At 73.9% G+C, this 21,386-nt stretch carries 16 protein-coding genes and 1 pseudogene; 7 read left to right on the top strand and 10 right to left on the bottom strand.

The window, feature by feature from the left end; all coding sequences use genetic code 11:
- Positions 1–13 precede the first annotated feature (13 nt).
- Together IE286_RS10420 and IE286_RS10415 are read right to left on the bottom strand one after the other, a co-directional pair.
- Positions 14–1,750, bottom strand: coding sequence for a VMAP-C domain-containing protein (locus IE286_RS10420; protein WP_189796356.1), 1,737 nt, complete (start codon positions 1,748–1,750; stop codon positions 14–16).
- Positions 1,747–2,100, bottom strand: a complete 354-nt coding sequence (locus IE286_RS10415) for a CU044_2847 family protein (protein WP_189796355.1) — start codon at positions 2,098–2,100, stop codon at positions 1,747–1,749. The genes IE286_RS10420 and IE286_RS10415 overlap by 4 nt, the downstream gene beginning before the upstream one ends.
- 194 nt (positions 2,101–2,294) lie before the next feature.
- Between IE286_RS10415 and IE286_RS10410 the strand changes: the two genes are divergently transcribed.
- On the top strand, positions 2,295–5,969 hold the full coding sequence (locus IE286_RS10410) for a S8 family serine peptidase (protein ID WP_189796354.1): 3,675 nt from the start codon (positions 2,295–2,297) through the stop codon (positions 5,967–5,969).
- 309 nt (positions 5,970–6,278) lie between these two features.
- Here IE286_RS10410 and IE286_RS10405 read toward each other — a convergent pair whose 3' ends face one another.
- Positions 6,279–7,724 (bottom strand): acyl-CoA synthetase, encoded by a 1,446-nt coding sequence (locus tag IE286_RS10405; RefSeq protein ID WP_189796353.1) that lies wholly within the window; start codon positions 7,722–7,724, stop codon positions 6,279–6,281.
- Between the two features lie 109 nt (positions 7,725–7,833).
- On the opposite strand from IE286_RS10405, the gene IE286_RS10400 reads away from it, so the two are divergent.
- Positions 7,834–8,736: an ATP-grasp domain-containing protein gene (locus tag IE286_RS10400; RefSeq protein ID WP_189796352.1), complete on the top strand. Its 903-nt coding sequence runs from the start codon at positions 7,834–7,836 to the stop codon at positions 8,734–8,736.
- Here the strand turns inward: IE286_RS10400 and IE286_RS10395 are convergent.
- Positions 8,733–9,329 (bottom strand): hypothetical protein, encoded by a 597-nt coding sequence (locus tag IE286_RS10395; protein WP_189796456.1) that lies wholly within the window; start codon positions 9,327–9,329, stop codon positions 8,733–8,735. The genes IE286_RS10400 and IE286_RS10395 overlap by 4 nt on opposite strands.
- 283 nt (positions 9,330–9,612) lie before the next feature.
- On the opposite strand from IE286_RS10395, the gene IE286_RS10390 reads away from it, so the two are divergent.
- Positions 9,613–10,386: an IclR family transcriptional regulator gene (locus tag IE286_RS10390; RefSeq protein ID WP_189796351.1), complete on the top strand. Its 774-nt coding sequence runs from the start codon at positions 9,613–9,615 to the stop codon at positions 10,384–10,386.
- Positions 10,383–11,243, top strand: a complete 861-nt coding sequence (locus IE286_RS10385; RefSeq protein WP_189796350.1) for an SMP-30/gluconolactonase/LRE family protein — start codon at positions 10,383–10,385, stop codon at positions 11,241–11,243. Before IE286_RS10390 ends, IE286_RS10385 begins: the two co-directional genes overlap by 4 nt.
- A gap of 63 nt (positions 11,244–11,306) precedes the next feature.
- On the opposite strand, the gene IE286_RS10380 is transcribed toward IE286_RS10385, so the two are convergent.
- From IE286_RS10380 to IE286_RS10365, 4 genes are all read right to left on the bottom strand, one after another.
- A complete protein-coding gene (locus tag IE286_RS10380) occupies positions 11,307–12,698 on the bottom strand; it encodes an NAD(P)/FAD-dependent oxidoreductase (protein WP_189796349.1) in 1,392 nt (463 codons plus the stop codon).
- Positions 12,691–13,965 (bottom strand): MAB_1171c family putative transporter, encoded by a 1,275-nt coding sequence (locus IE286_RS10375; RefSeq protein ID WP_189796348.1) that lies wholly within the window; start codon positions 13,963–13,965, stop codon positions 12,691–12,693. The genes IE286_RS10380 and IE286_RS10375 overlap by 8 nt, the downstream gene beginning before the upstream one ends.
- A complete protein-coding gene (locus tag IE286_RS10370; protein ID WP_189796347.1) occupies positions 13,962–14,576 on the bottom strand; it encodes a toxin-antitoxin system, toxin component family protein in 615 nt (204 codons plus the stop codon). Before IE286_RS10370 ends, IE286_RS10375 begins: the two co-directional genes overlap by 4 nt.
- A gap of 178 nt (positions 14,577–14,754) precedes the next feature.
- The gene (locus IE286_RS10365; RefSeq protein WP_189796346.1) at positions 14,755–17,727 is read right to left on the bottom strand and encodes a glycoside hydrolase family 35 protein; all 2,973 of its coding nucleotides are present in this window, start codon (positions 17,725–17,727) and stop codon (positions 14,755–14,757) included.
- Between the two features lie 114 nt (positions 17,728–17,841).
- Here IE286_RS10365 and IE286_RS10360 point away from each other — a divergent pair, with 114 nt between their 5' ends.
- From IE286_RS10360 to IE286_RS27765, 3 genes and pseudogenes are all read left to right on the top strand, one after another.
- Positions 17,842–18,309 (top strand): RrF2 family transcriptional regulator, encoded by a 468-nt coding sequence (locus tag IE286_RS10360; RefSeq protein ID WP_189796345.1) that lies wholly within the window; start codon positions 17,842–17,844, stop codon positions 18,307–18,309.
- A gap of 266 nt (positions 18,310–18,575) precedes the next feature.
- Positions 18,576–18,860 (top strand): annotated as a pseudogene (locus IE286_RS10355) (hypothetical protein); the annotation flags it as partial.
- An 82-nt stretch (positions 18,861–18,942) separates the two neighbouring features.
- A complete protein-coding gene (locus IE286_RS27765) occupies positions 18,943–19,236 on the top strand; it encodes a barstar family protein (protein ID WP_308115034.1) in 294 nt (97 codons plus the stop codon).
- Positions 19,237–19,571: 335 nt separating this feature from the next.
- On the opposite strand, the gene IE286_RS10345 is transcribed toward IE286_RS27765, so the two are convergent.
- A complete protein-coding gene (locus IE286_RS10345) occupies positions 19,572–19,934 on the bottom strand; it encodes a transposase (protein ID WP_229862258.1) in 363 nt (120 codons plus the stop codon).
- Between the two features lie 288 nt (positions 19,935–20,222).
- Positions 20,223–21,383, bottom strand: a complete 1,161-nt coding sequence (locus IE286_RS10340; protein ID WP_189796344.1) for an aldose epimerase family protein — start codon at positions 21,381–21,383, stop codon at positions 20,223–20,225.
- Positions 21,384–21,386: the final 3 nt, after the last annotated feature.

Here is a 21,386-nt window from a genome sequence, read left to right as displayed (position 1 = left end):
GGGTCGTGCTCGCTCATCCGACGGGCGAGTGCTGGTAGGCGACGGGGTCGGGCAGGCACCGGGGGTCCTCCCACAGCAGTGCCAGATCGTCCGCCCAGTGCGGTCCGGGTCCCTCGCAGGCGTACGCCTCCTGCCGTAACCCGTGGACGAACGAGGGGAGGTCACCGGGCGGCAGATCCGCCAGGTGCTCGGTGAGACGGTCCAGGAACTCCTGGCCCCGGCAGCCGGAGTGCGACGGCTCGCCCCGGCAGCCGGAGCGCGGCCACAGCAGCACCGGCACAGGGGCGTTCAGGCACGCGGCGAACAGCCGGCGAGCGGCCTCGGTGCGCGGCGGGACGCCGAGGCAGACGATGTCGGCGCCGCCGCTGCGCAGCGCGACGGTGAGCCTGGTCGGGTCCTGGCCGAGGGCGTCGCAGCCGACCCGGTGCAGCCGCGCCGAGCCGCGGGTGTCCAGCAGCCGCCACTTCTGCGTCAGCTTGCGCTGCAGCATGCCGCTGCGCCGCCGGTCCAGGTCCAGCACGACGACCGGCGCGAACGACCCCAGCGGGCTGTCGTCGTCGGCGCTGCGCGCCCAGCCCGCCACGTCCGTGTTCAGCCAGCGCCGCGGCAGCACGAAGGCAATCAACTCGCGGGCGTCCGGGTCGAGTTCGTAGAAGGCCTCGTCGATGCGTTCCAGCGCCCATGGGCGCACCCGGCCGGCCGGCAGGGTCCGCGAGCCCACCAGACGGCGGTGGCGGCCGGTGTAGACGGACACCTCGACCAGGAACCGGTCGTCGCCGGACCCGCTCGGCGCGATCTCCACCAGCACCGGCGCCCAAGCGGAGCGTTCGGCGGCGCGCACCGCCGGGCGGGCGGCCGGGGCGTGCTGCGGCCAGGACCTGAGCCCGTACCGGGTGGCCGCGGAGTCGGCGAAGTCGGCCAGCCGGGTGGTGAACCGCTGCACGGCCGCCGGATCGGGCACCTCGGACAGCAGATACCAGGCGGCGTCCCACAGCGAGCGGAAGCCGTGCGCGGGCGGCGGCGGGCCGAGCGGCCCCACCGCGTCCCGGTACAGCTGCTCGGGACGGCACTCCAGAACCTCCTGCCGGGCGACCGCCTCCACCAGGGTCCGCAGCCGCTCCTTGTCCTGCCGCCCGTAACGCGGGGTGGGGATCAGCTCGCCCAGCGGCGGCCAGTAGCGGGCCATGACATGGGCGGGCAGCATCCGCCCGTTGCGTACGTCGGGGTGGCGTGCCGCGGAGGAGACCATGCCGACGACCTGCCCGGTGTCGGCGAGCGTCACCGCGGCCCCGCTGAACCCGGGTGCGAGCGGCTGCCCGTGCCCGGCCCACGCCTCCAGCTGCACCCACTCCCCGGCGATCAACTGGTCGGCGGTGGCCCGGTACTCGGCGAGCGTGCCCTCGTCGTAGTGGCGCGGGAAGCCGTAGGCGATCAGGCGGCGCGGCGGGTCGCCGTAGGCGTCGGACGGCGCCGCGAACTCGGCGGGTTTCAGTTCCACGGCACGGTCCAGCTCCAGTACCGCCAGGTCGCCGGGGTCGGTGTCGTGGCCCGCCCAGCCGCCGTGCCCGACCACACGGGCCGTCACTTCCCGCTCTTCGCGCCGCCCGTGGGCGAACGTCACGCCGACCGGGGTCTCCTGCGCGCCGTGCACGACATGAGCGCAGGTCAGCACATGGCGTTCGGTGACCAGGAAGCCGGACCCGGTGCGCGGCCCGCAGCGGATCCTGACGTGCCAGGCCGCGCTCGTCATGACGCCGGCGACGTCTCCGCGGTGCCGCCGGAGTGCCCGGGCGACCAGGACAGCTTCACCGTCAGGTGGCCCTCGCCGGAACTCTTCGCGATCAGAGCGCCCGCCTCGCCGGACAGCTTCACCCCGAACTCGATCTCCACCGCGTCCGGCCTGAGCGTGCCGTCCCGGAAGACCCGCAGCGCGGACTCGGCCGCCGCGCGCACCCCGTCGAGCGCGCCCTCGAAGGTGCGGGTCGCGCGCACCACGCCGTCGTCCGCGCGCGCCACCAGGTGCGAGCCGCCTTCCTCCGACGCCGCCTCGACAGCGATCACCGCACCGTCACGGGTCTTGAACTCGACGATGTCTTCCATCCCGCTCCCGTCGCGCTGTGGCTGAGCGGACCCATGGTACGGACGGGGCGAGGCCGGTGTCCCGCAGCCGATGCTCCGCCCCCCGGGCGACCGGCGGGAACACGCCATGGCAGCCATTCGCCACGCTCCGTCAACTCCCTTGTCACACAAGGCCGGTGACACTGCTCACAGCACCGCTGTGAAGAGAGGCACGCATGAGCGCAGGACCAGTCGGACGCGGGACGACGCTGCTGGCGGGCACACTCGTGCTCGCCCTGCTCCCGGCGGGCACCGGCCGGGCGGCCGCCGAGGCCACGACGGCGGCCGCCGAAGCCGTACGGGCCACGGCACCGGCGCGGGCGGGACAGGCACCGGGGGCCGCCCGCACCGTCACCCTCGTCACCGGGGACAAGGTCACCGTCACCGGCCTCGGCGGCGGGAAGACGACGGTCACCGTGCGGCGGCCCCGGGGAGCGGCCGGCGCCGTGCGCACCCGGACGGTGAACGGCGACATCTCCGTCGTGCCGGACGAGGCGCTGCCGTATCTGCGGGCGGGCACCCTGGACCGGCGGCTGTTCGACGTCAGCGCGCTGATCCGGCAGGGCCTCACCGACGAGGAGACCGGTGAACTCCCGCTGATCGTCACCTACAAGGACGGCCGGGGCGTCACGGCGGCCCCCGCGCCGCCCGGCACCCGGCGGGTGCGGTCCCTGCCCAGCGTGCGCGGCGCCGCCGTCACCGCCGGCAAGGGCCGCGCCGTATGGCAGGCCCTCACCGCCGGCACGGACGTCGACGCGGTGTGGCTGGACGCACGGGTGCACGCCGGCCTCGCGCGGAGCAACGCGCAGATCGGCACCCCCACGGCCTGGCAGTCCGGCCTCACGGGCAAGGGCGTCACCATCGCCGTCCTGGACACCGGCGTCGACGCCACCCATCCGGACCTCGAGGGACGGATCGCCGCCGCCCGCAGCTTCGTCGACGGCGAGGACGTCGCCGACCGCAACGGCCACGGCACCCATGTCACCTCCATCGTGGGCGGCAGCGGCGCCGCCTCCGGGGGCACCGAGCGGGGCGTCGCCCCCGAGGCCACGCTCGCCGTCGGCAAGGTCCTCGACGATCAGGGCAACGGCAGCGAGTCGCAGATCATCGCCGGGATGGAGTGGGCCGCCCGCGAGGTGGGGGCGCGGATCGTGTCGATGAGCCTGAGCACCACCGAACCCAGTGACGGCACCGACCCGATGGCCCGCGCCGTGGACACCCTCACCCGGGAGACCGGCACCCTGTTCGTGGCCGCGGCCGGCAACACCGGAGCACCGTCGTCCATCGGCTCGCCCGGCGCCGCCGACGCCGCGCTCACCGTCGGCGCCGTCGACTCCGCCGACCGGGCCGCCTCCTTCACCAGCGCCGGACCCCGCGCCGGCGACAACGCCCTCAAACCCGACCTCGCCGCGCCCGGCACGGACGTGCTCGCCGCCCGCTCCCAGCTGACCGAGGGCAGCGGCTACTACACCACGATGAGCGGCACCTCCATGGCCGCACCCCAGGTCGCCGGCGTCGCCGCGCTGCTCGCCCAGCAGCACCCCGGCTGGAGCGGCGCCCGCCTCAAGGACGCCCTGATGTCGACCTCGAAGCAGCTGGACGACTCCGCCTACCGGCTGGGCGCCGGCCGGGTCAGCGTGCCCGGCGCCGTGAACGCCCGCATCACCGCGACCGGCAGCGCCGACCTCGGCTTTTACTCCTGGCCGCCCGAGGCGGACACCCCGGTGACCCGCACCCTGACCTACACCAACTCCTCCGGCGAGGACGTCCGGCTGCACCTGACGGTGACCGGCATGCCCGACGGCGTCGTCACCCTCGCCGACACCGCCCTCACCGTCCCCGCGCACGGCTCCGCCTCCACCACGGTCACCGGCGACGCCGCCCGGGCCCCCGCCGGCACCAGCAGCGGGCAGATCGTCGCCGCCGACGCGAGCGGCACCCCCGTCGCGCACACCGTGGTCGGCCTGGTCAGGGAGGACGAGCGGTACACGCTGACCGTGCACGTCACTGGCCGCGACGGCACCGCCGTGCCCGCCGATGTGACCGTGCAGCGGCTCGCCGAGGGCGCCGACCCGGTCACCGCCCACGCCGGCGACGACGGCACCCTGCACCTGCGCCTGGAACCCGGCACCTACAGCCTGGCCTGCTTCCTCCCCGTGCACGGCAGCCACGGCGCCGACTCCCTCGGCCTCGGTTTCCTCGCCGCCCCCGAGGTCGTCGTCGACCGCGACCGCGGGATCACCCTCGACGGGCGGCGGCTGCGCGAGATACGCGCCGACGTCCACCGCCGCACCGAGACCCGGCAGCTGCTCATGGAGTACGACCGCACGGCCGGCGGCGTGGACGTCTCCGAGGCCGTGCAGGTGCCGCAGCTGTACGACAGCGTCTTCGCCGCGCCGACCGGCACGGTGACGCAGGGCGGCTTCGAGTACCGCACCGTGTGGCGGCTGGGCGAGCCCCTGCTGCAGGTCGAAGGGATCGGGGAGGCCGTCGTGCAGGCGGGCGGCACCCTGCCCGAGGGCCGCAGCACCCTGCCGCTGGTGGACGTCGGCACCGGTGACCTCACCGGCCGGGACGTGCGCGGCGCGGCGGTCCTGGCCCGCCTCGCCGACGGCACCGAGCCGTCCGCGCTCGCCCAGGCGGTGCAGGACGCGGGCGCGAAGGCGCTGTTCGTCACCGACGACACCCCCGGCCGGCTCACCGCGTGGTGGGGCACCGCCGACGGGGACCGGCCCCTGCCGATCGCCTCGGTGAACGCCACCGACGCCGCCCGGCTGCGCGCCGCACACCGCGTCGTGATGACCGGCACCCCCACCACGCCGTACGTCTACGACCTGGCGCACAGCCATCGCGGCGGCGTCCCCGACCGCGACCTCACCTATGCGCCGGGCACCCGCGAACTCGCCCGGATCCAGGTGACGTTCCACGCCCGTACACCGGTGGAGTGCGGCGAGTTCCGGTACTCGGTCACCGGCACCTTCCCGGTCGGCATCGGCTTCCAGGAGAGCCTGCCCTGCCCCGCCGAGCGCACCGACTACGTCTCCACCGGCCCCGGACAGCTCTGGCACGAGTCCGTCACGGCCGGCGCCGGCACCTGGGAGCAGCGCGGCGGCCTGGTCCGCTACACCGGCGGCAGCCGCCCCGCGCTGCACTGGTTCCGGCCCGTCTGGCACCCGTGGCTGGGCACCGCCCTGAACACCGGACCGCAGCGCTTCGGGAACGACCTGCGCTTCGAGGTGCCCGGCTGGGGCGACTCCGGCCCCGACCACACCGGCTACGGCGACACCTTCAGCCCGGACAGCGGCATGACCCAGGCCACGGCTCTGGACCTGGACGGCGAGCCGGTGTACCAGGGCAGTGGTCCCTACGTGTACGTCACCGGCGCGCCCGCCGACGAGCACACCTGGCGGCTCGTCACCGACACCGCGCTGGACGCCGCCCGCTGGGGCATCGCCACCCTGGGGCACACCGAGTGGACGTTCCGCTCGGCCGCCGCCCCCGCCGACGCCCCGGCCACGCTGCCCCTGATCAACCTCGCCTACGGCCTGCCCACCGACCTCGCCGGCGACGTACGGGCGGGCCGGCGGATCCCCGTCACCCTGGACGCGCGGTACGTCGCCGGGGCGACGGACACCGGGACCATCGGGCACGGCGCGCTGGAGGTGTCCTACGACGACGGCGCCACCTGGCGGGCGGTCCGGCTCACCGGGGAGCGCGGCCACTGGAGCGGCACGCTGACCGTGCCGCAGGGCGCCGCCGCCGTGTCGCTGCGGGCCGTGGCACGCGACGACCGGGGCGGCTCGGTGCGGCAGGAGATCGTGCGGGCCGCGGGGGTGCGGCAGGGGCCGTAGGCCGCAGGTCGAACAGTCGAACACGGGAGCAGATGTTCGCTTGAACAGGTGATCGTCGCAGAAGTGATCGCACGGGGCGCGCGGGGCGCTCGATACTGACGGTGCGCAAGCGACGGGCTGCAGACCGTAGTTGGCGTAGGTCCCACACGTAAGCACTGCAAGGAGACAGCACGATCATGAACGTCCTCACGCACGTCCTCGCCGGCCTGATCCACCTCGTCGGCTGGCTGGTCTGACGCCCGGGGAACACACGGCGGCGCCGCCTCCCCGTCCCAGGGAGGCGGCGCCGTCCGCGTCCGCGCCGGGCCGTCAGGCGGAGCCCAGCGCCCGCTTCATGATCTTGCCCATGTCGTTGCGGGGCATCACGTCCAGGATCCGCACCGCGCGGGGCCGCTTGTGCGGGGCGAGCCGCCGCGCCACATGGTCCGCCAGCTCCTGAAGACCGGGCGGGGACTGCGGGTCGGCCGGGACGATCCAGGCCACGATCCGCTCGCCCAGGTCCGCGTCCGGCTCCCCGGTGACCGCGGCCTCCCGCACCGCCGGGTGCTCCAGCAGCGCGTTCTCGATCTCCCCGGCGCCGATCTTGTACCCGCCGCTCTTGATCAGGTCGGTGGCCTTGCGGCCGACGATGCGCACAGAGCCGTCGGGGTCGCGCACCGCCATGTCCCCGGTGCGGAAGAACCCGTCCGCGGTGAACGCGGCGGCCGTCGCGTCGGGCCGGTTCAGGTACTCGGTGAACAGGTTCGGCCCGCGCACCTGGATCTCGCCGACCGTCTCCCCGTCCAGCGCGGTGATCGGCGTGCCGTCCTCCTCCACCAGCCGCAGCTCCACGCCCGGCAGCGGCACCCCGACCGTGCCGGAGCGGGCCTCGCCGTCGGCCCGCACGCTGGTGTTCATCAGCGTCTCGGTCATGCCGTACCGCTCGACGACCCGCCGCCCGGTGGCCGCCGCGATCCGCTCGTGGTCGTGCACGGGCAGCGCCGCGGATCCCGACACCAGCAGCCGGGCCTCCGCCAGCGCCTTGACCAGTGCCGGGTCGCCGGGCAGCGCCTCGGCGATCCGGTGGTACATGGTGGGCACCCCGAACAGCATCGTCGCGCCGTCGCTCAGCTCCCGCGCCACCCCCTCGGTGCTGAACCGGCCCAGGTGGCGGACGCTGCCGCCGCGCCGCAGCGGGCCGAGGGTGCCGAGCACCAGGCCGTGCACATGGAACAGCGGCAGCCCGTGCACCAGCACGTCCCGCTCCGTCCACTGCCAGGCGTCGGTGAGCGCGTCCAGGGTGGCGGCCACGGCCCGGCGCGGGATGACGGCACCCTTGGGCGGGCCGGTGGTCCCGGAGGTGTAGACGATCAGGGCCGGATCGCCCTCGTCCGCGTTCTCCACGGGCACGGGCCCGTCCGCGTCCGCGTCGACGTCGATCCGCTCCAGCCCGGCCAGTGCGGCGGGCAGTTCGACGCCGGGCGCGGCCAGCACCACCGACGGGTCGCTGTCGCCGACGATGTGGCCGAGTTCCTTCTCGCCCGCCTTGGGGTTCAGCGGCACGGCGGCCACCCCGGCCAGCAGCGTGCCCACCACCGCGACGGCCGTCTCCAGCGTGGGCGTCGCCCACACCGCGACCCGCTGTCGCCCCCGCACCCGGGCACCGACGGCACCGGCCGCCGCCGCGAGCCGCCGGTAGGTCAGCGACCGGTCACCGAACCGCAGGGCCTCCTGCGCGACGGGATCGTCTGTCAGGGACGGAAAGAGACGAGACACGCGGCGCACTCCTCACAGGTCGGCTTCGGCGGACGACACCCCTCGTTCCTACACCAGTGTTAGCGTGCGAGGCGCTCCGCCCCGGCCGCCGTCGAAGAGGGAGACCGCCGTGCCTCGTGTCGCACTCGCCACCTACGACCCCCAGGGCGCCCCGAACCGGGACCGCGACCTGCCCACCCTGGCGGAGGCGCTCACGGGCGCCGGGGCCGAGACACACGTCCTGCCCTGGGACGCGCCGGACACCGACTGGGCGGCGTTCGACCTCGTCGTCATACGCTCCACCTGGGACTACACCTGGCGCACCGAGGAGTTCCTGGCGTGGGCCGAGCGGTGCGCGAAACTGACCCGGCTCGCCAACCCGCTGGACGTCGTGCGCTGGAACACCGACAAGCGCTACCTCGGCGACCTGGCCGCCGCCGGTGTGCCCGTGGTCCCCACCCGGTATCTCGACCCCGGCGACACCCCGGCCGCCGGTGACCTGCCCGGCGGTCACGAGTTCGTCGTCAAGCCGGTCCACGGGGCCGGAGCCCGCTACGCCGCCCGGTACACGCCCGGCGAACGGGACCGGGCCGCCGCCCAGATCGCCCGCATGCACGCCGAGGGCCTGGCCGCGATGGTGCAGCCGTACCTCACCCGGATCGACACCGCCGGCGAGCGGGCGCTGCAGTTCTGCGGCGGCCGGCTGGTGCACGCCAGCCGCAAACGGGCCGTGCTGAGCCCCGGCACCCCCTACGACGCGGACAAGGTGGCCCACCCGGACCTGCGGCCGTGGACGCCCACGCCCGCCGAACGCGCCGTCGCCGAACGGGCCCTGGCCGCCGTGCCCGGCGGTGCCGAGCTGCTGTACGCCCGTGTGGACCTGGTGGACGGCGACGACGGCGAACCGAAGGTGATGGAGCTGGAGCTGGTCGAGCCGAACCTGTTCCTGTGGCTGCACCCGCAGTCCGTGGCGCCGGTGGCGCAGGCGATCTGTCAGGCCGCGCTCGCACCCGGCGGTCGGCAGGACTCCTAGTCCACCCGCGTCCGTTGCAGCAGCCCCCAGGTGAACTCCGCGACGACCCGCCGCGGTACGCCCTCGGTGTCCGGTGCGGTGAAGGCCAGGCCCCAGCGGGTGGGCGCGGTGCCCTCCAGGGGGCGGGCCGGGGCGAAGGCGCGGGCAGCCTCGTCGACGGTGCAGGACCACGGGGTGAGGTCCGCCAGGGTGCGCAGCCGCGGTGCCGGCGCCGACGGGGCGCGCACCAGCCACGCGTTCCACACTTGGCCCCGCGGCCCGGCCAGCACCTCGAAGCGCAGATCCGGCCAGAGGGGGAGCGGCCACTGCCGGGCCTCGCAGTCCAGGTCGCCGATGCGGCGCGCGGTGACCGACTCCGGGGCACCGAGGACCGAGCGGTAGCGGGCCGCCGCCGAGCGGCCCCCGGGCGCGCGGACCATCGCCTGCCACCGTCTGTTGGCCTCCCGCATCCCGGCGCGCGAGACCCCCAGGGTGCGGCGGGCGTCCTCCACCAGGTCCGGGTTGTGGTCGGCCATGCGGCGCAGCAGCACCAGCTGGAAGTCGAGCACGGTGAAGGGGCGGGCGGGGCGCGGCGCGTCGGGCATGGGCACCATCGTGGTCCACGGCGGCCCGCCGCGCGCCCGCACCACGGGGACGGCACGTCCCCGGTCACGCGGGCGGTGCTTGCCGCGCGCCCGCGTCACGAGCGGCACGCGTCGCCCGCCGTGCGGCCGTTCCCCGTCCTGCGGCCGCAACCCGGTACCGCCCGGCGGGGAACGACGGCCCCACCCGTCGCGGCCATTGCCCGTGTCCCGTGCGCTGGCTAGCCTGTGTTCGTCATGCCGATCGCCTGTTGATATCTCGAACACAGGCCTGCCGCAAGGGAGGGAGCCGGCCGTGGGACGCCTCGTGCCCGCCGTGACCCGGGCTCTCGACATCCTCGAACTGTTCCTCGACGGGGACGGCACGCTCTCCGCCCCGGACATCGTGCGCAAGCTGCAGCTGCCGCGCACCACGGTGCACGAGCTGGTCACCACGCTCGCCGCCCGCAAGTACCTGGTCCCGGTCCCCGACCAGCCCGGACGGTACCGCCTCGGAGTGCGTCCCTACCAGCTGGGCAGCCGCTACGCCGAGCAGCTGGACCTCGCCGCCGAGGGCCAGCAGGTCGCCCGCTCGGTCGCCGAGACCTGCGACGAGACGGTGCATGTGGCGATCCTGGAGGACACCGACGTCATCTACATCGCCAAGGTGGACTCCACGCACGCGGTGCGCATGGTCTCCGCGGTCGGTCGCCGCCTGCCGGCGCACTGCACCGCGGTCGGCAAGATGCTGCTGGCCTGCCTGCCCGAGCAGGAGCTGGCCGCCCGCCTCCCGGACGACGCCGAGCTGGTCGCGATGACCCCGCACAGCGTCACCGACCCGGCGGCCCTGCGCGAGGCCCTGGCCGGCATCCGCCGGCGCGGCCTGGCCGTGGAGATGCGGGAGTCCAACCCGGACGTCGGCTGCGTGGCCGCCCCGGTGCGCGACCGCACCGGCCAGGTCGTCGCCGCGCTGTCCATCTCCGTCCCCATGATCCGCTGGAGCGAGGAGCGCCGCGCCGAGCTGGAGCGGCTCGCCGCCCAGGGCGCCACGGACCTGTCGGAACGGCTCGGCCACCGGAGGGCGGCATGACGGCACACATCACGACGGCGTACGAGGTCGCGGTACGGGCCCAGGCCGAGCTGGGCGAGGGCCCCACCTGGGACCCGGCCGCCGGACACCTCGTCTGGGTGGACATCCTCGCCTCACGGGTGCACACCTTCGACCCGGCCACCGGCCGCCGCACGGTCCGCACCACCGAACAGCACGTGGGCGCTGCCGCACCGCGCGCCGGCGGCGGCCTGGTGCTGAACCTGCGGGACGGCGTCGGCCTCACCGACCCCGACGGCACCTTCCGCTGGCTGCACCGCGACCCGGTTCCCGGCCGTCGCGGCAACGACGCCGCCGTCGCCCCCGACGGCGCCCTGTGGGCCGGCACCATGCGCTACGACGAGTCCCCGGGCGGCGGCACCCTGACCCGCCTGACCGGCGACGGCACGGCGCAGCTCGTCCTGGACGACGTGACGGTGAGCAACGGCACCGGCTGGAGCCCCGACGGCCGGCTGATGTACTACATCGACACGCCCACCCGCCGGATCGACGTCTTCGACGTCGACGGCCCCCAAGTGCGCAACCGGCGGCCGCTGGCCCGGGTGGAGGACGGCGCCGGCTATCCCGACGGCCTCACGGTCGACGCCGACGGCTGTGTCTGGGTGGCCCTGTGGGACGGCGGCGCGGTGCGCCGCTACACGCCCGACGGACGGCTGGACCGGGTGATCGAGCTGCCCGTGCCGCGCACCACGGCCTGCGCCTTCGGCGGCCCGGACCTGACCGACCTGTACATCACCACCGCCCGCGCCGGTCTGACGGCACCGCACCCGCTGGCCGGCGCGCTGCTGGTGGTGCCGGGCGCCGGCAGCGGGCTGCCGCAGCCGGCCTTCGCCGGCTGATCCTCGTCCCCCTGTCACCGGTGCCGGGACGGCATCACGGGACAGGGGCCCCGTGGCCGCCGGTCACGCCGAGCCCGCCGCCCTGCGCTCCCGCCGCGTCAGCGGCGGGCCCGCCAGCTGCGGCTTCAGCGGTCCCACCGCCGCCGCGAGCAGCACGCTCGGGGCGAGCAGCGACGCCACGCCCCGCTCCAGCGACGTCACGGACGTCACCCGCCGGGCGATCCGCCCGTTGCCGGTCGCCGTGTACATCAGCCGCCCCACATACGCCTGCGTCGCCCGCTCGCGCAGCGTCGGACCGGTCTCGGTGGCCTGCGGGTAGAACACGTCCGAGCCGACCGCCAGATCCCAGGCGGTGCGCACCGTGCGCCCCACCGTCCGCTGGATCCGCCGGGCCAGCCCCGCCGTGCCGAATCCCCGGCGGCGGACCAGGTCCCGCACCGCCAGCGCGGTCTGCGCGGCCACGGTCATGCCGTGCCCGTACACCGGGTTCAGCGCGCACACCGCGTCCCCGACCACCACGAAGTTCTCCGGCCAGGCGGGCATCCGCTCGTAGTACCAGCGCCGGTTGGCGGTGCTGCGGGTGAACGCCACCTCGCTCAGCGGCTCGGCACCGGCCAGCAGCTCCCCGATGACGGGATGGCGCAGCTCCTCACGGGCGTAGCGCACGAAGTCGTCCGCGTCCGGCGTGGGTTCGCCGCCCCGGCTGCCGAACACGGTGACCAGCCACCGGCCGTCCTCCACGGGCATCAGCACCCCGCCGCGCCCCGGCCGGCCGCCCCGCGGATCGGGCTGGACGTTGACGACGGGGAAGTCGTCCCCGGCACCCTCCGGCGCCCGGAACAGCCGGCTCGCGTACACCACTCCCGAGCTGACCTCCCGCCGCCGCGCCGAGGGCAGCCCGAACGCGGCCAGCCACCGTGGCGCCCGCGAGCCCCGCCCGGTGGCGTCCACCACCAGGCCGGCCCGCAGCGTCCGCTCCGCCCCGTCCGCACCGCGCAGCCGCACGCCGGTCACCGCGGCCCGGGTGCCGGTGAGCCCCAGCACCTCGGTGCGGTCCACCGCCGTCACCCGCCCGTCGGCGAGCACCTCCCGCCGTATCACCGACTCCAACAGGTCGCGGCTGCTGCGCAGCATGAACGCCGACTCCGACCAGCGCCGGAACCAGCCGTACGGGGACAGCGCCACCATGTCGGTGGGCACCGGCATCCGGGTCCCGCCGGCCGCCAGCAGCCGCCCGGTGACCCCGGGCAGCAGCTGCTCCAGCGCCAGCGCACCCCCCGACCACAGCTGGTGCACATGCCGCGCCTGCGGCACACCCCTGCGGGGCTCGGGACCCTCGGGCAGCGCGTCCCGTTCGATCAGCAGGACCCGGCCGGCGAAGGGCGCCAGGGCGCGGGCGGCGAGCAGACCGGCCAGGGAGCCGCCGAGGACGACGGCGGTGGAGCGGTCACTCATGGGGGTCGGGCCGGTGTGCGGACGGCTCGTGGACGGCAGGCTCATGGACCAGAACGCTCTCTGCTTCGGCGGCCGCACGGGCGCGGACCGCCTCGATCTCGTCGGGACGGCGGAGGGCTCGCGAGACGGCCCCGATCTCCTTCAGCAGGGTCGTGGGGTCGGGCGAGTGATCGGTGTCGGGCGGCTCGGGCCGGCTGCCCCGGGTCGCGACGGCGTCCGTGATGGCCACCGCGGCGGCGATCGCCCGCGCCTCGTCGGGAGTGTGACCGCGGGCGAGCGCCGCCCGGCGGGCGCGGTCGGCCAGGCCCGCGTCGAGGTGCCGGGCCAGCGGCAGCAGCACGTCCCGGATGAACGTCTCCCGCCGGATCAGCCGCAGCTCCGGCGTGGCCCGCAGCACGAACGGCACCCCGCCGCCGCTCGCGGTGCGCATCAGCTCGTACAGCGGACGCAGCTCGCGGTGGGCGAGATGCACCCGCCAGCGGTCGTCCAGGTACTGGCCGGCGTGCGGCAGGATGAAGCCGACGGCGATCAGGATCGCGGACAGCGCGGCCACCGGCGGTGCCAGGTTGGTGCTCAGCCAGTCCAGGTCCCGCCCGCACCAGCGGGCGGCGACCGCCGTCAGCTTGCAGGCGTCGAAGATCAGGTTGAGCACGTAGCCGGCGCCCAGCAGCTTCAGCCCGCCGCGCAGCCACGCGTCCAGGCCGTCGGCGCGCACCCAGTTCCAGATCAGCCGTGAGGTGATCAGGCAGGCCACGCAGTGCGCGGTGAGGTACAGCAGGATCTCCTCGCGCATGAACGGGGTGCGCGCGTAGTACGTGTCCAGGTCCCGTACCCGCTCCACGGGCACGTCGGCCAGCGCGAACAGGACCCACAGCGCGGCGATCACACCCAGGTAGACGGTCACCACCCAGCGCACCGCGCGCCGCGTGGCGGGCAGCCCCTCGGTCAGGCCGCTGCGCCAGGTGATGATCAGCACCAGACAGGAACCGCAGAACGCGGTCAGCAGCGAATAGCACCACGGCGCCGAGATGTTCGGCACGCCCGTGAGCCGGTTGACCCAGGCGATCGTCGCCGGCGTGCAGAACACGAACACCGCGCAGGCCAGCAGCAGCAGTCCGGCCACCGCGCGCAGCAGCGGATCCCGCCACAGCCGCACGATCGTGGGCAGCTTGATGACCAGGGCGGCGGCCAGCACCACCGTCGGTATCCAGAACGGGACGTACACGGCGTCGAGCAGCGCCGCCGGGTCGAAGGCCAGCGTCGTCACCGGGCCGCTCCGGGGCGCCGCAGACAGCCCAGCGTGCGCTGGACCCGGTCGGGGACGCGGGCGCCGACGGGGGCGGCCGGACCGAGGCAGGACCTGACGGCGGCGGCCAGACGGTGCCCGAAGTCGTCGGCCACGGCCTCGTCGGCCTCGCGGGAGCCGTCACGCGCCGCCATCGTCAACGCCCGGTCCCGCCAGCCCGGTTGCCCGGCCAGTACATGCTCGGCCGCCGCGCCGGGCACCCGGTGATGCCGGTGACCGGCCTGCAGATGCCACAACTCGTGCCCCAGGATGACCAGTTGCTGCAACTCCTCGGCCCGCTCCTCGACGATCACCAGGTCGAAGTCCTGGAACTCCACGCACAGGCCGGTCACTTCGAGCTCGTCGGGGAACCGCTCGAAACGCAGCCGCACCGGGCGTCCGCCGCGCCGTGCGCTCATCTCCTCGCACAGCGCCCCGCACACCTCCCGCACACCGGCCGGAGGGCCGAGCCGGGCACCGACGGCCGCGGCGAGGGAGGCGGCCAGCGCGCGCCGCGCCGCACCCTGCCGGGCCCGGCGCAGCACGGCGGGGACCAGCCGTGAGGCCCGTCGCCCCGCGCCCGCGAAGTCCATCCTTCACCCCTTCCGGCCCGCCGGGTCAGCCCGGCGGGGCACGCGGCACCGAGCCTACGCGGCAGGAAGTGCCCGCGTCATGCGATCCGGGGACCGCCGGCCGTCCGGCAACGACCGTTGCCTGCCCGTTTCCTGACCGCCGGCCGCACCGCCGGCGAGGCTCCCGCCCGGGGAGCCGTCACCGGCCGGGGGACGCCACCGGTGCCACCGGCACCCCGCCGGCCGCGCTGCCCAGCAGGGTCAGCCACACCCGGTCCGGCCCGGCGGGCGCGGTGCCGCCGGAGAGGACGGCCAGCGCGAGGGTGTTGCTGCCACGGGTGCGCAGAATGCCGCTGGGCAGCACGAACGTGTGCTGCGGGCCCACGCCGTTGATGTACTGGCCCATGTTCCAGCCGTTGAGAAAGACCTGCGCCCGCCAGTCCCCCTCCCCGTCGTCGTCCAGGGTCAGCCCGACCGAGGCGTCAACACCCGGGTCGACGTCCAGCCGGAACGTGGTGCGGTACCAGGTCACCCCCTGCCGGGGCGCACCGCGCCCGAAGTCCGCCTTCTCCCAGTCGCCGTCCGCGAATCCGGGCAGATGCCAGCCGTGCCGCTCCCCGTACAGGCCGCCGTTGTTCAACGGCCCCCGCACCGGGTCGGTCTCGCCGGCCCCCTGGATCCGCCACCGCACCCGGGGGGAGGCGCCGCCGAAGGCGACCGAGGTCAGGCCGCGTGCCGCCTTGTGCGTGTCGCGCACCCCGCCGTCCTGGTCGTGGCCCATCGGCCGGATGAGCACGGACAGCACATGCGGGCCGCCCGCGGCCACGTGCCGGGCGGTCACCGGGAACGTCGCCGTCGCCCGCCACGTCCCCTTGCCGAGCGTGTGCTGGTCCGGCACGGGCATCCGGTGGGTGCCCAGCGGCACCCCGTCCAGCCACGCCATCAGCATCCCCTGCGTGCCCGCGCTGTAGGACAGCGACACGGACCGCAGGCCGGCCGCGTCGGCGAAGGTGCCCCGGTACCACACGTCGCCGTAGTGGAAGCCGTAGTCGTCGGCGAACAGCACCGGCTGCCCCTTCGGCACCGGCGTCGTACTGAACGACGTCGTCCGGTCCGCCACCCGCCAGGAGGAGTCGTCGAAGCCGGGCGCGGACTCCGGGTTCTCCGCGCGCATCCGCCAGCCGCCCAGCGCGGGCAGCCGCACCTCGGGCACCGCCGGCAGCGAAGCGGTCGCCCGCAGACTGCCCGAGCCGGTCACCCGGGTGGGCACCGCCCGGCCGTTCCACGTCAGCTGCTCCACCCCGCGCGGGGCCCACACCTCCAGATCGGCGGACTCCACCGTGTCCCCGGTCAGATGCAGCGTGGAGCCGCGCACCACGGCGCCGCGCAGCAGCTCCGGCCCGTACACCAGCACCGGGCCCGCCGGGGTGTCGTGCGGCCACAGGCGCAGCGAGGTGGCGTCGTCGGCCAGCAGGAGCAGCAGCGGCCGGCCGGTGCTGCCGCCCTCCACCCGGACCCCGATGAGCCCGCCCGCACCCAGCGGCGCGGTCACCCGCAACAGCCCCTGGTCCCAGAGGTACGCGGCCTGCCGGCTCAGCCGCATCACCTGCGGTTCCTCGTCGCTCTCCAGCACCACCCGGGCCATCGCGCCGGGCCGCCCGCAGAACACCGCGATGTCCTGCCGTCCGGCGGACAGCACCGCCATCGGCTGCGCGGTCGCATACCGCAGCCGGCGCCGCCCCAGGTCGAGCCCGCTGACCATCAGACACGCGTCCCGTGCCGGAACGGTCACCGGCACCCGGTCACCGGCGACCCGCACCGTCGCGGCCACCTGTTCGCCGCCGTCGTTGCGCAGCACCCGCACCTGCAGACCCGTGTCCGGGTTCGTCAGCCGCCGCACGACGAGGCGGTCGTCCACGCGTTCCTCGCCGGCCGGCTCCAGCTTCACCATCCCGGGCACCCGCTGGAGCATGTGGCCGATCTGGTGCAGCGGCGCCAGTTTCCCGGTGGCCTGCCGCCCCTCGTCGAACGCCGCCCCGTAGTCGTAGGACGTGTAGACCTGCGGTGCCGGCAGCCAGCCCCACGAGGTGCCGCCGAACGCCATGTACACGTTGCTCAGGGTGACGCCGTCGGCCAGGTTGGTCAGATGGAACCGGCGCTCGAACGCCGCGTCACGGGTGTGCCGCACCTCGGCGTACCCCTGGCCGTCGAACCCGGCGCCGCCCCAGGCGTCACGCCAGCCGCCGCCCGCCTCCGCCATGAACACCGGCATGCGCACATCGCCGCCGCGGCCGCTGCGGCCGAGCCGCCCCCAGTCCCGCGGCACCCGGCCGGGCGCCGGATAGGCGCCGAACGCGTACAGCCAACGCCCGTCGTAGCCACCGGTGTCGAACGACCCCGGCATCCACGAGCCGTTCCTGAACTTGTCGTTGTGGAACAGGGGCACGTCGATGCCGTCCGCCCGTACCTTCGCGTACAGCCAGGACAGATAGGCGCGCCGCGCGGAGGCGTCCGCGTCGCCCCCGCCCTGCGCGTCATAACCGTTCTCGATCTGGTACAGCAGCACCGTCCCGGTGCCCCGGGTGAGCAGATACCGGGACACGATGGCGTTCACCCGGGTCAGCCAGTCCTCCGCATGCCGCAGAAAGGCCGGGTCGGCGGTCCGCGCGGTGCCCGCGGTGGCGGTGAGCCAGCCCGGCAGACCGCCGGCGTCCACATCGGCACCGATGTAGGGGCCGGGACGCAGCACCACGTACAGCCCGCACTCGGCCGCCGTCTCAAGGAACAGCCCCAGGTCCCGCACGCCCGTGAAGTCGTACCGTCCCGGCGCGGGGGAGTGGTAGTTCCACGCCACGTGCACGCCGACCGCGTTGAATCCGTGGGCGCGCATCTTCTGCAGCATGTCCCGCCACAACGAGGGGCTGGGCAGCCGGAACGGATGCAGTTCCCCCGACCACAGCGGCAGCCGGCGGCCGTCCACCAGCAGCGAGTAGCGGTCGAACCCCACGGTGTGCCGCTGCCCGTCCGCGGAGGGCACCGGCGGCGGGAGGGACCCGGACGTCTCCCGCGCGGCGTACGCCGACGTCGCTCCCGAGGCAGCACTGCCGCCCAGGGCGAGTCCGAGCGCGGCGGTGCCGGCCAGGGCGCTGAAGGTCCGTCTGCTGAGCGCCAAAACTGTTCCTCCCGGGCGGATCCTGAGGGGCGCGGGGCTGCCATTCTCCACCGGCGCGGACCCTGCTCCTCCCCCAGGCCCCGCGCACCCCAACAGACCCCGGAGAATGGACCCATGAGGATCTCGGCGCGGGCGGAGTACGCGGTACGGGCGGTGCTGGAACTGGCCGTACGGCAGGGCCACGACCCGGCGGCCCCGGTCACGGCCGAGACCGTCGCCGCGCAGCAGAACATCCCGCACAAGTTCCTCGAAGGCATCCTCGGCGACCTGCGCCGCGCCGGACTCGTCACCAGCCGCCGCGGCGGAGGCGGCGGCTACACCCTGGCCCGGCAGCCGTCACAGATCACCGTCGCCGACGTCATCCGCGCCGTGGACGGCCCGATCGTCTCGGTACGCGGAGAACGCCCCACCGACCTGACCTACACCGGCTCGGCCGCCCCTCTGCTGCCCCTGTGGATCGCCCTGCGCGCCAACGTCCGCCGCATCCTGGAGGGGGTCACGGTGGCGGACCTCGCCGCCGGTCGACTTCCGCGATTCGTGCGCAACTTGGCGGAGGAGCCGGCGGCTTGGGTGAATCCGTAGGGGCGGCGGCTCGGGGCGGGATTGCGTGACCTGGGCATCGTGGGCGTCGCGGGCTCGTTGCCGGGGTGCGGGCCGGGCTGGCGATTCAAGGTCGTCGACGCTCACGGCACAACGGCTACGCGAAACGCTGCGGGGCGGATTCAGGAGCCTACGCTTCCATGCAAGAGGCGGCGGAAACAGTGCAATAGAGAAGATCAAGGTCGGGGATGAGGTAGTCGCCACTGACCCGGAAACTGGGCGGACCATCTCCCGCAAGGTGATCGACGTCAGCGCTGTACGCAGATGTCCTGCCCGGCGTCGACTTGAAGCTGAACGCAACCGTGGAGAGTTTTCAACCCGTTCTCGTGGTGAAAACGCCACAGGCGGCGGCGAGCGACGAGCTGAAGAAGCTCACCTTCAGCTTTAAGGCCAAAGGTCTTGAGGTGCGTGAGGGTGCGGCCGGGAACCTGGCCGCGCTCGACGCGAACGGCCATACGGTCTTCAAGGCGCCACCGGCACGTATGTGGGACTCGGCTGGAGACACGGGGACGCAGGCGCGATCGGCAGCGGACGCATCCGTGACGCGTTCCATCTCGATTCTTTGGTAATCGCTGCGAGTATCCCGGTGCTGCAAAAATCTGGAGACGCTGGGCATTGGACGTCGCATTGGAGAAGGGGGAATGGCTGCAATGGCCGGCGAGTCATCACAGCGCCTGGCTCCATGTCGTCCAGAACGCTTGGTTTGCCTCGAATCACAGAGCCGCCCGCTATGGAGTCAATGATGTTGCGCATTTGGATGGCGCCCGAATCTCGACGAAGTCGGGTTTCTTCTGCGCATTGGGTGAGGCGGTCAATGGCCCTGGCGGGTACTTTGGGTCACATCTTGACGCTCTGGTGGACTGTATTTCTTCGAGTTTCGGAGAGGGTCCTCCGGTGAAGATTGTTTGATCAAATTTCCGAGTGTCCCAGGAGTCGCTGGATCGCACTTTCATGGATATGTTCATGGAGATCATGCGTGCATTTCACGTGGTTGTCACCGTTTGCTGAATTCCGTTTGTCGTGAATATGTGCAAGCAAATATGACCTCGATTCGTCAGTGGCCGTGATTGCCTGACCGGGCTGCAGGTTCGCCCTGTTCGTCCCGCGTGATCGCGGGCGGGGCCGTCGCGTGTCGCTGCGGCTGCGCCGGGGTTCCACGGCACCCGGGGGTCGTGCGGGACCTGCTCCTTTCCTTGTCTTGTCGGGGCTGTGGGCCGGTCGTCAGGTGACGGCGGGCAGGGCGGTCAGGCGTTGCCAGCAGGTGATGAACGCCCTCGCCCAGGGCCAGGTCGTTCGATCCGCAGCCAGCGGTGGCGGGCGTGGTCGGCGAGGCGGGCGGGCAGGTGGTAGAGGCGGAAGCGGATGGTGTCCGGCTCGGCGTCGGCCAGGTCGTCGACGTCGTGCAGGACCAGCAGCCGCACCCAGGCATCGAGATCGGCGGCATGGTTGGCGGTGAGCATCCAGCCGCGGTTGACTTCCTGCGACTGCGAGGGCAGGTTGTCCAGCCCCATCGCCTTGTTCGTGCGGACCCGGTCCTCCACACCGGCATGTGAGCGGTGCAGCACGTCCAGGAACTGGGCGTGGCCCGAGCCGGGGATGTCCCTCATTGCCACGCGCTGACGGACGGGTGGGAAGCCGCCCTGGTCACTGATGGCGTGGGGTGATCTGTGCGGTCTGTGCGCCGGACATGGCGAGATCTGGTGCAACGGGTGTTACGGCTTCGGCGGTTGCCGGTTGTGCGGGTGGACCGAGAAGCGTGCGTGCCCCGTGTGCGCCGGTGGCGACGCGGAACCGATCAGGTGGTGCTCCTTGGGTTGCGCACTCGCAGGCGGGCCTCGTCGGGTGGCCCCGGCGGGGGCCACCCCCCAGGGCGGCCCCCGCCGGAACGGCACGGCTCACACGTCGAACGAGTGAATGGTGGTCGTCCGGTAGGTCCGGCCCGGGCGGAGCACGGTGGACGGGAAGGACGGCTGGTTGGGGGAGTCCGGGAAGTGCTGGGTCTCCAGGGCCAGGCCGTCGCCCTGGCGGTAGGTGCGGCCGGAGGTGCCGGTCAGGGTGCCGTCGAGGAAGTTGCCGGAGTAGAACTGCACGCCCGGCTGGTCGGTGGCGATCTTCAGGGTGCGGCCGGAGTGGGGGTCGCGCAGGGTGACGGCGTGCTGGGGGCGGGCGGTGACGCCCTTGTCCAGGACGAAGTTGTGGTCGTAGCCCTTGGCGGTGATCAGCTGGGGGTGGCCGGTGCGGATGTCGCGGCCGATCGGCTTGGCGCGGGTGAAGTCGAAGGGGGTGCCCGCGACCTTCGCCAGCTCGCCGGTGGGGATCAGGCCCGCGTCGGTGGGGGTGTAGCGGCGGGCGGCCAGCCACAGTTCGTGGTCGTAGATGCTGCCGCTGCCCTCGCCCGCGAGGTTGAAGTAGGTGTGGTTGGTGAGGTTGACGACGGTGGCCTTGTCGGTGGTGGCCTCGTAGTCGATGCGCCAGTCGCCGTGCCGGGTGAGGGTGTAGGTCACCTTCACGCGCAGGGTGCCGGGGAAGCCCATCTCGCCGTCCGGGCTGGTGCAGTACAGGTGCAGGCCGACGTCCGGGCCGGAGGTGAAGGGTTCGACGTCCCACACCTTGGTGTTGAAGCCCTCGGGGCCGCCGTGCAGGCTGTTCTCGCCGTCGTTGACGGGGACCTGGTAGGTCGTGCCGTCCAGGGTGAAGCGCCCCTTGGCGATGCGGTTGCCGTAGCGGCCGATCAGGGCGCCGAAGTAGGTGGTGCCGGTGAGGTACGGCTCCAGGGTGTCGTAGCCGAGGGAGACGTTGGCGTAGCGGCCGTGGCGGTCGGGTAGCTCGAGCGACTGCACGATGCCGCCGTAGGACAGCACCTTCAGGCGGGTGCCGCCGTTGGCCAGGGACCAGCGGTGGACCTTGGTGCCGTCGGGGAGCGTGCCGAAGAGTTCCTTCACCGGGCGGCCGCCTTCCGGGTGCCGGCCGGCCGCCTGGGCGGTGCCGCCCAGCGCGGTGGCGGCGAGGCCGGCCGCGGCGGCGCCCGCGATGACCGTTCTTCTGTTCAGTTCCATGTG

The sequence above is a fragment of the Streptomyces thermodiastaticus genome (genome assembly GCF_014656135.1).
Lineage (GTDB): Bacteria > Actinomycetota > Actinomycetes > Streptomycetales > Streptomycetaceae > Streptomyces > Streptomyces thermodiastaticus.
Note: the sequence above shows the minus strand (reverse complement) of the source record. Positions and strands in the feature narration are given on the sequence as shown.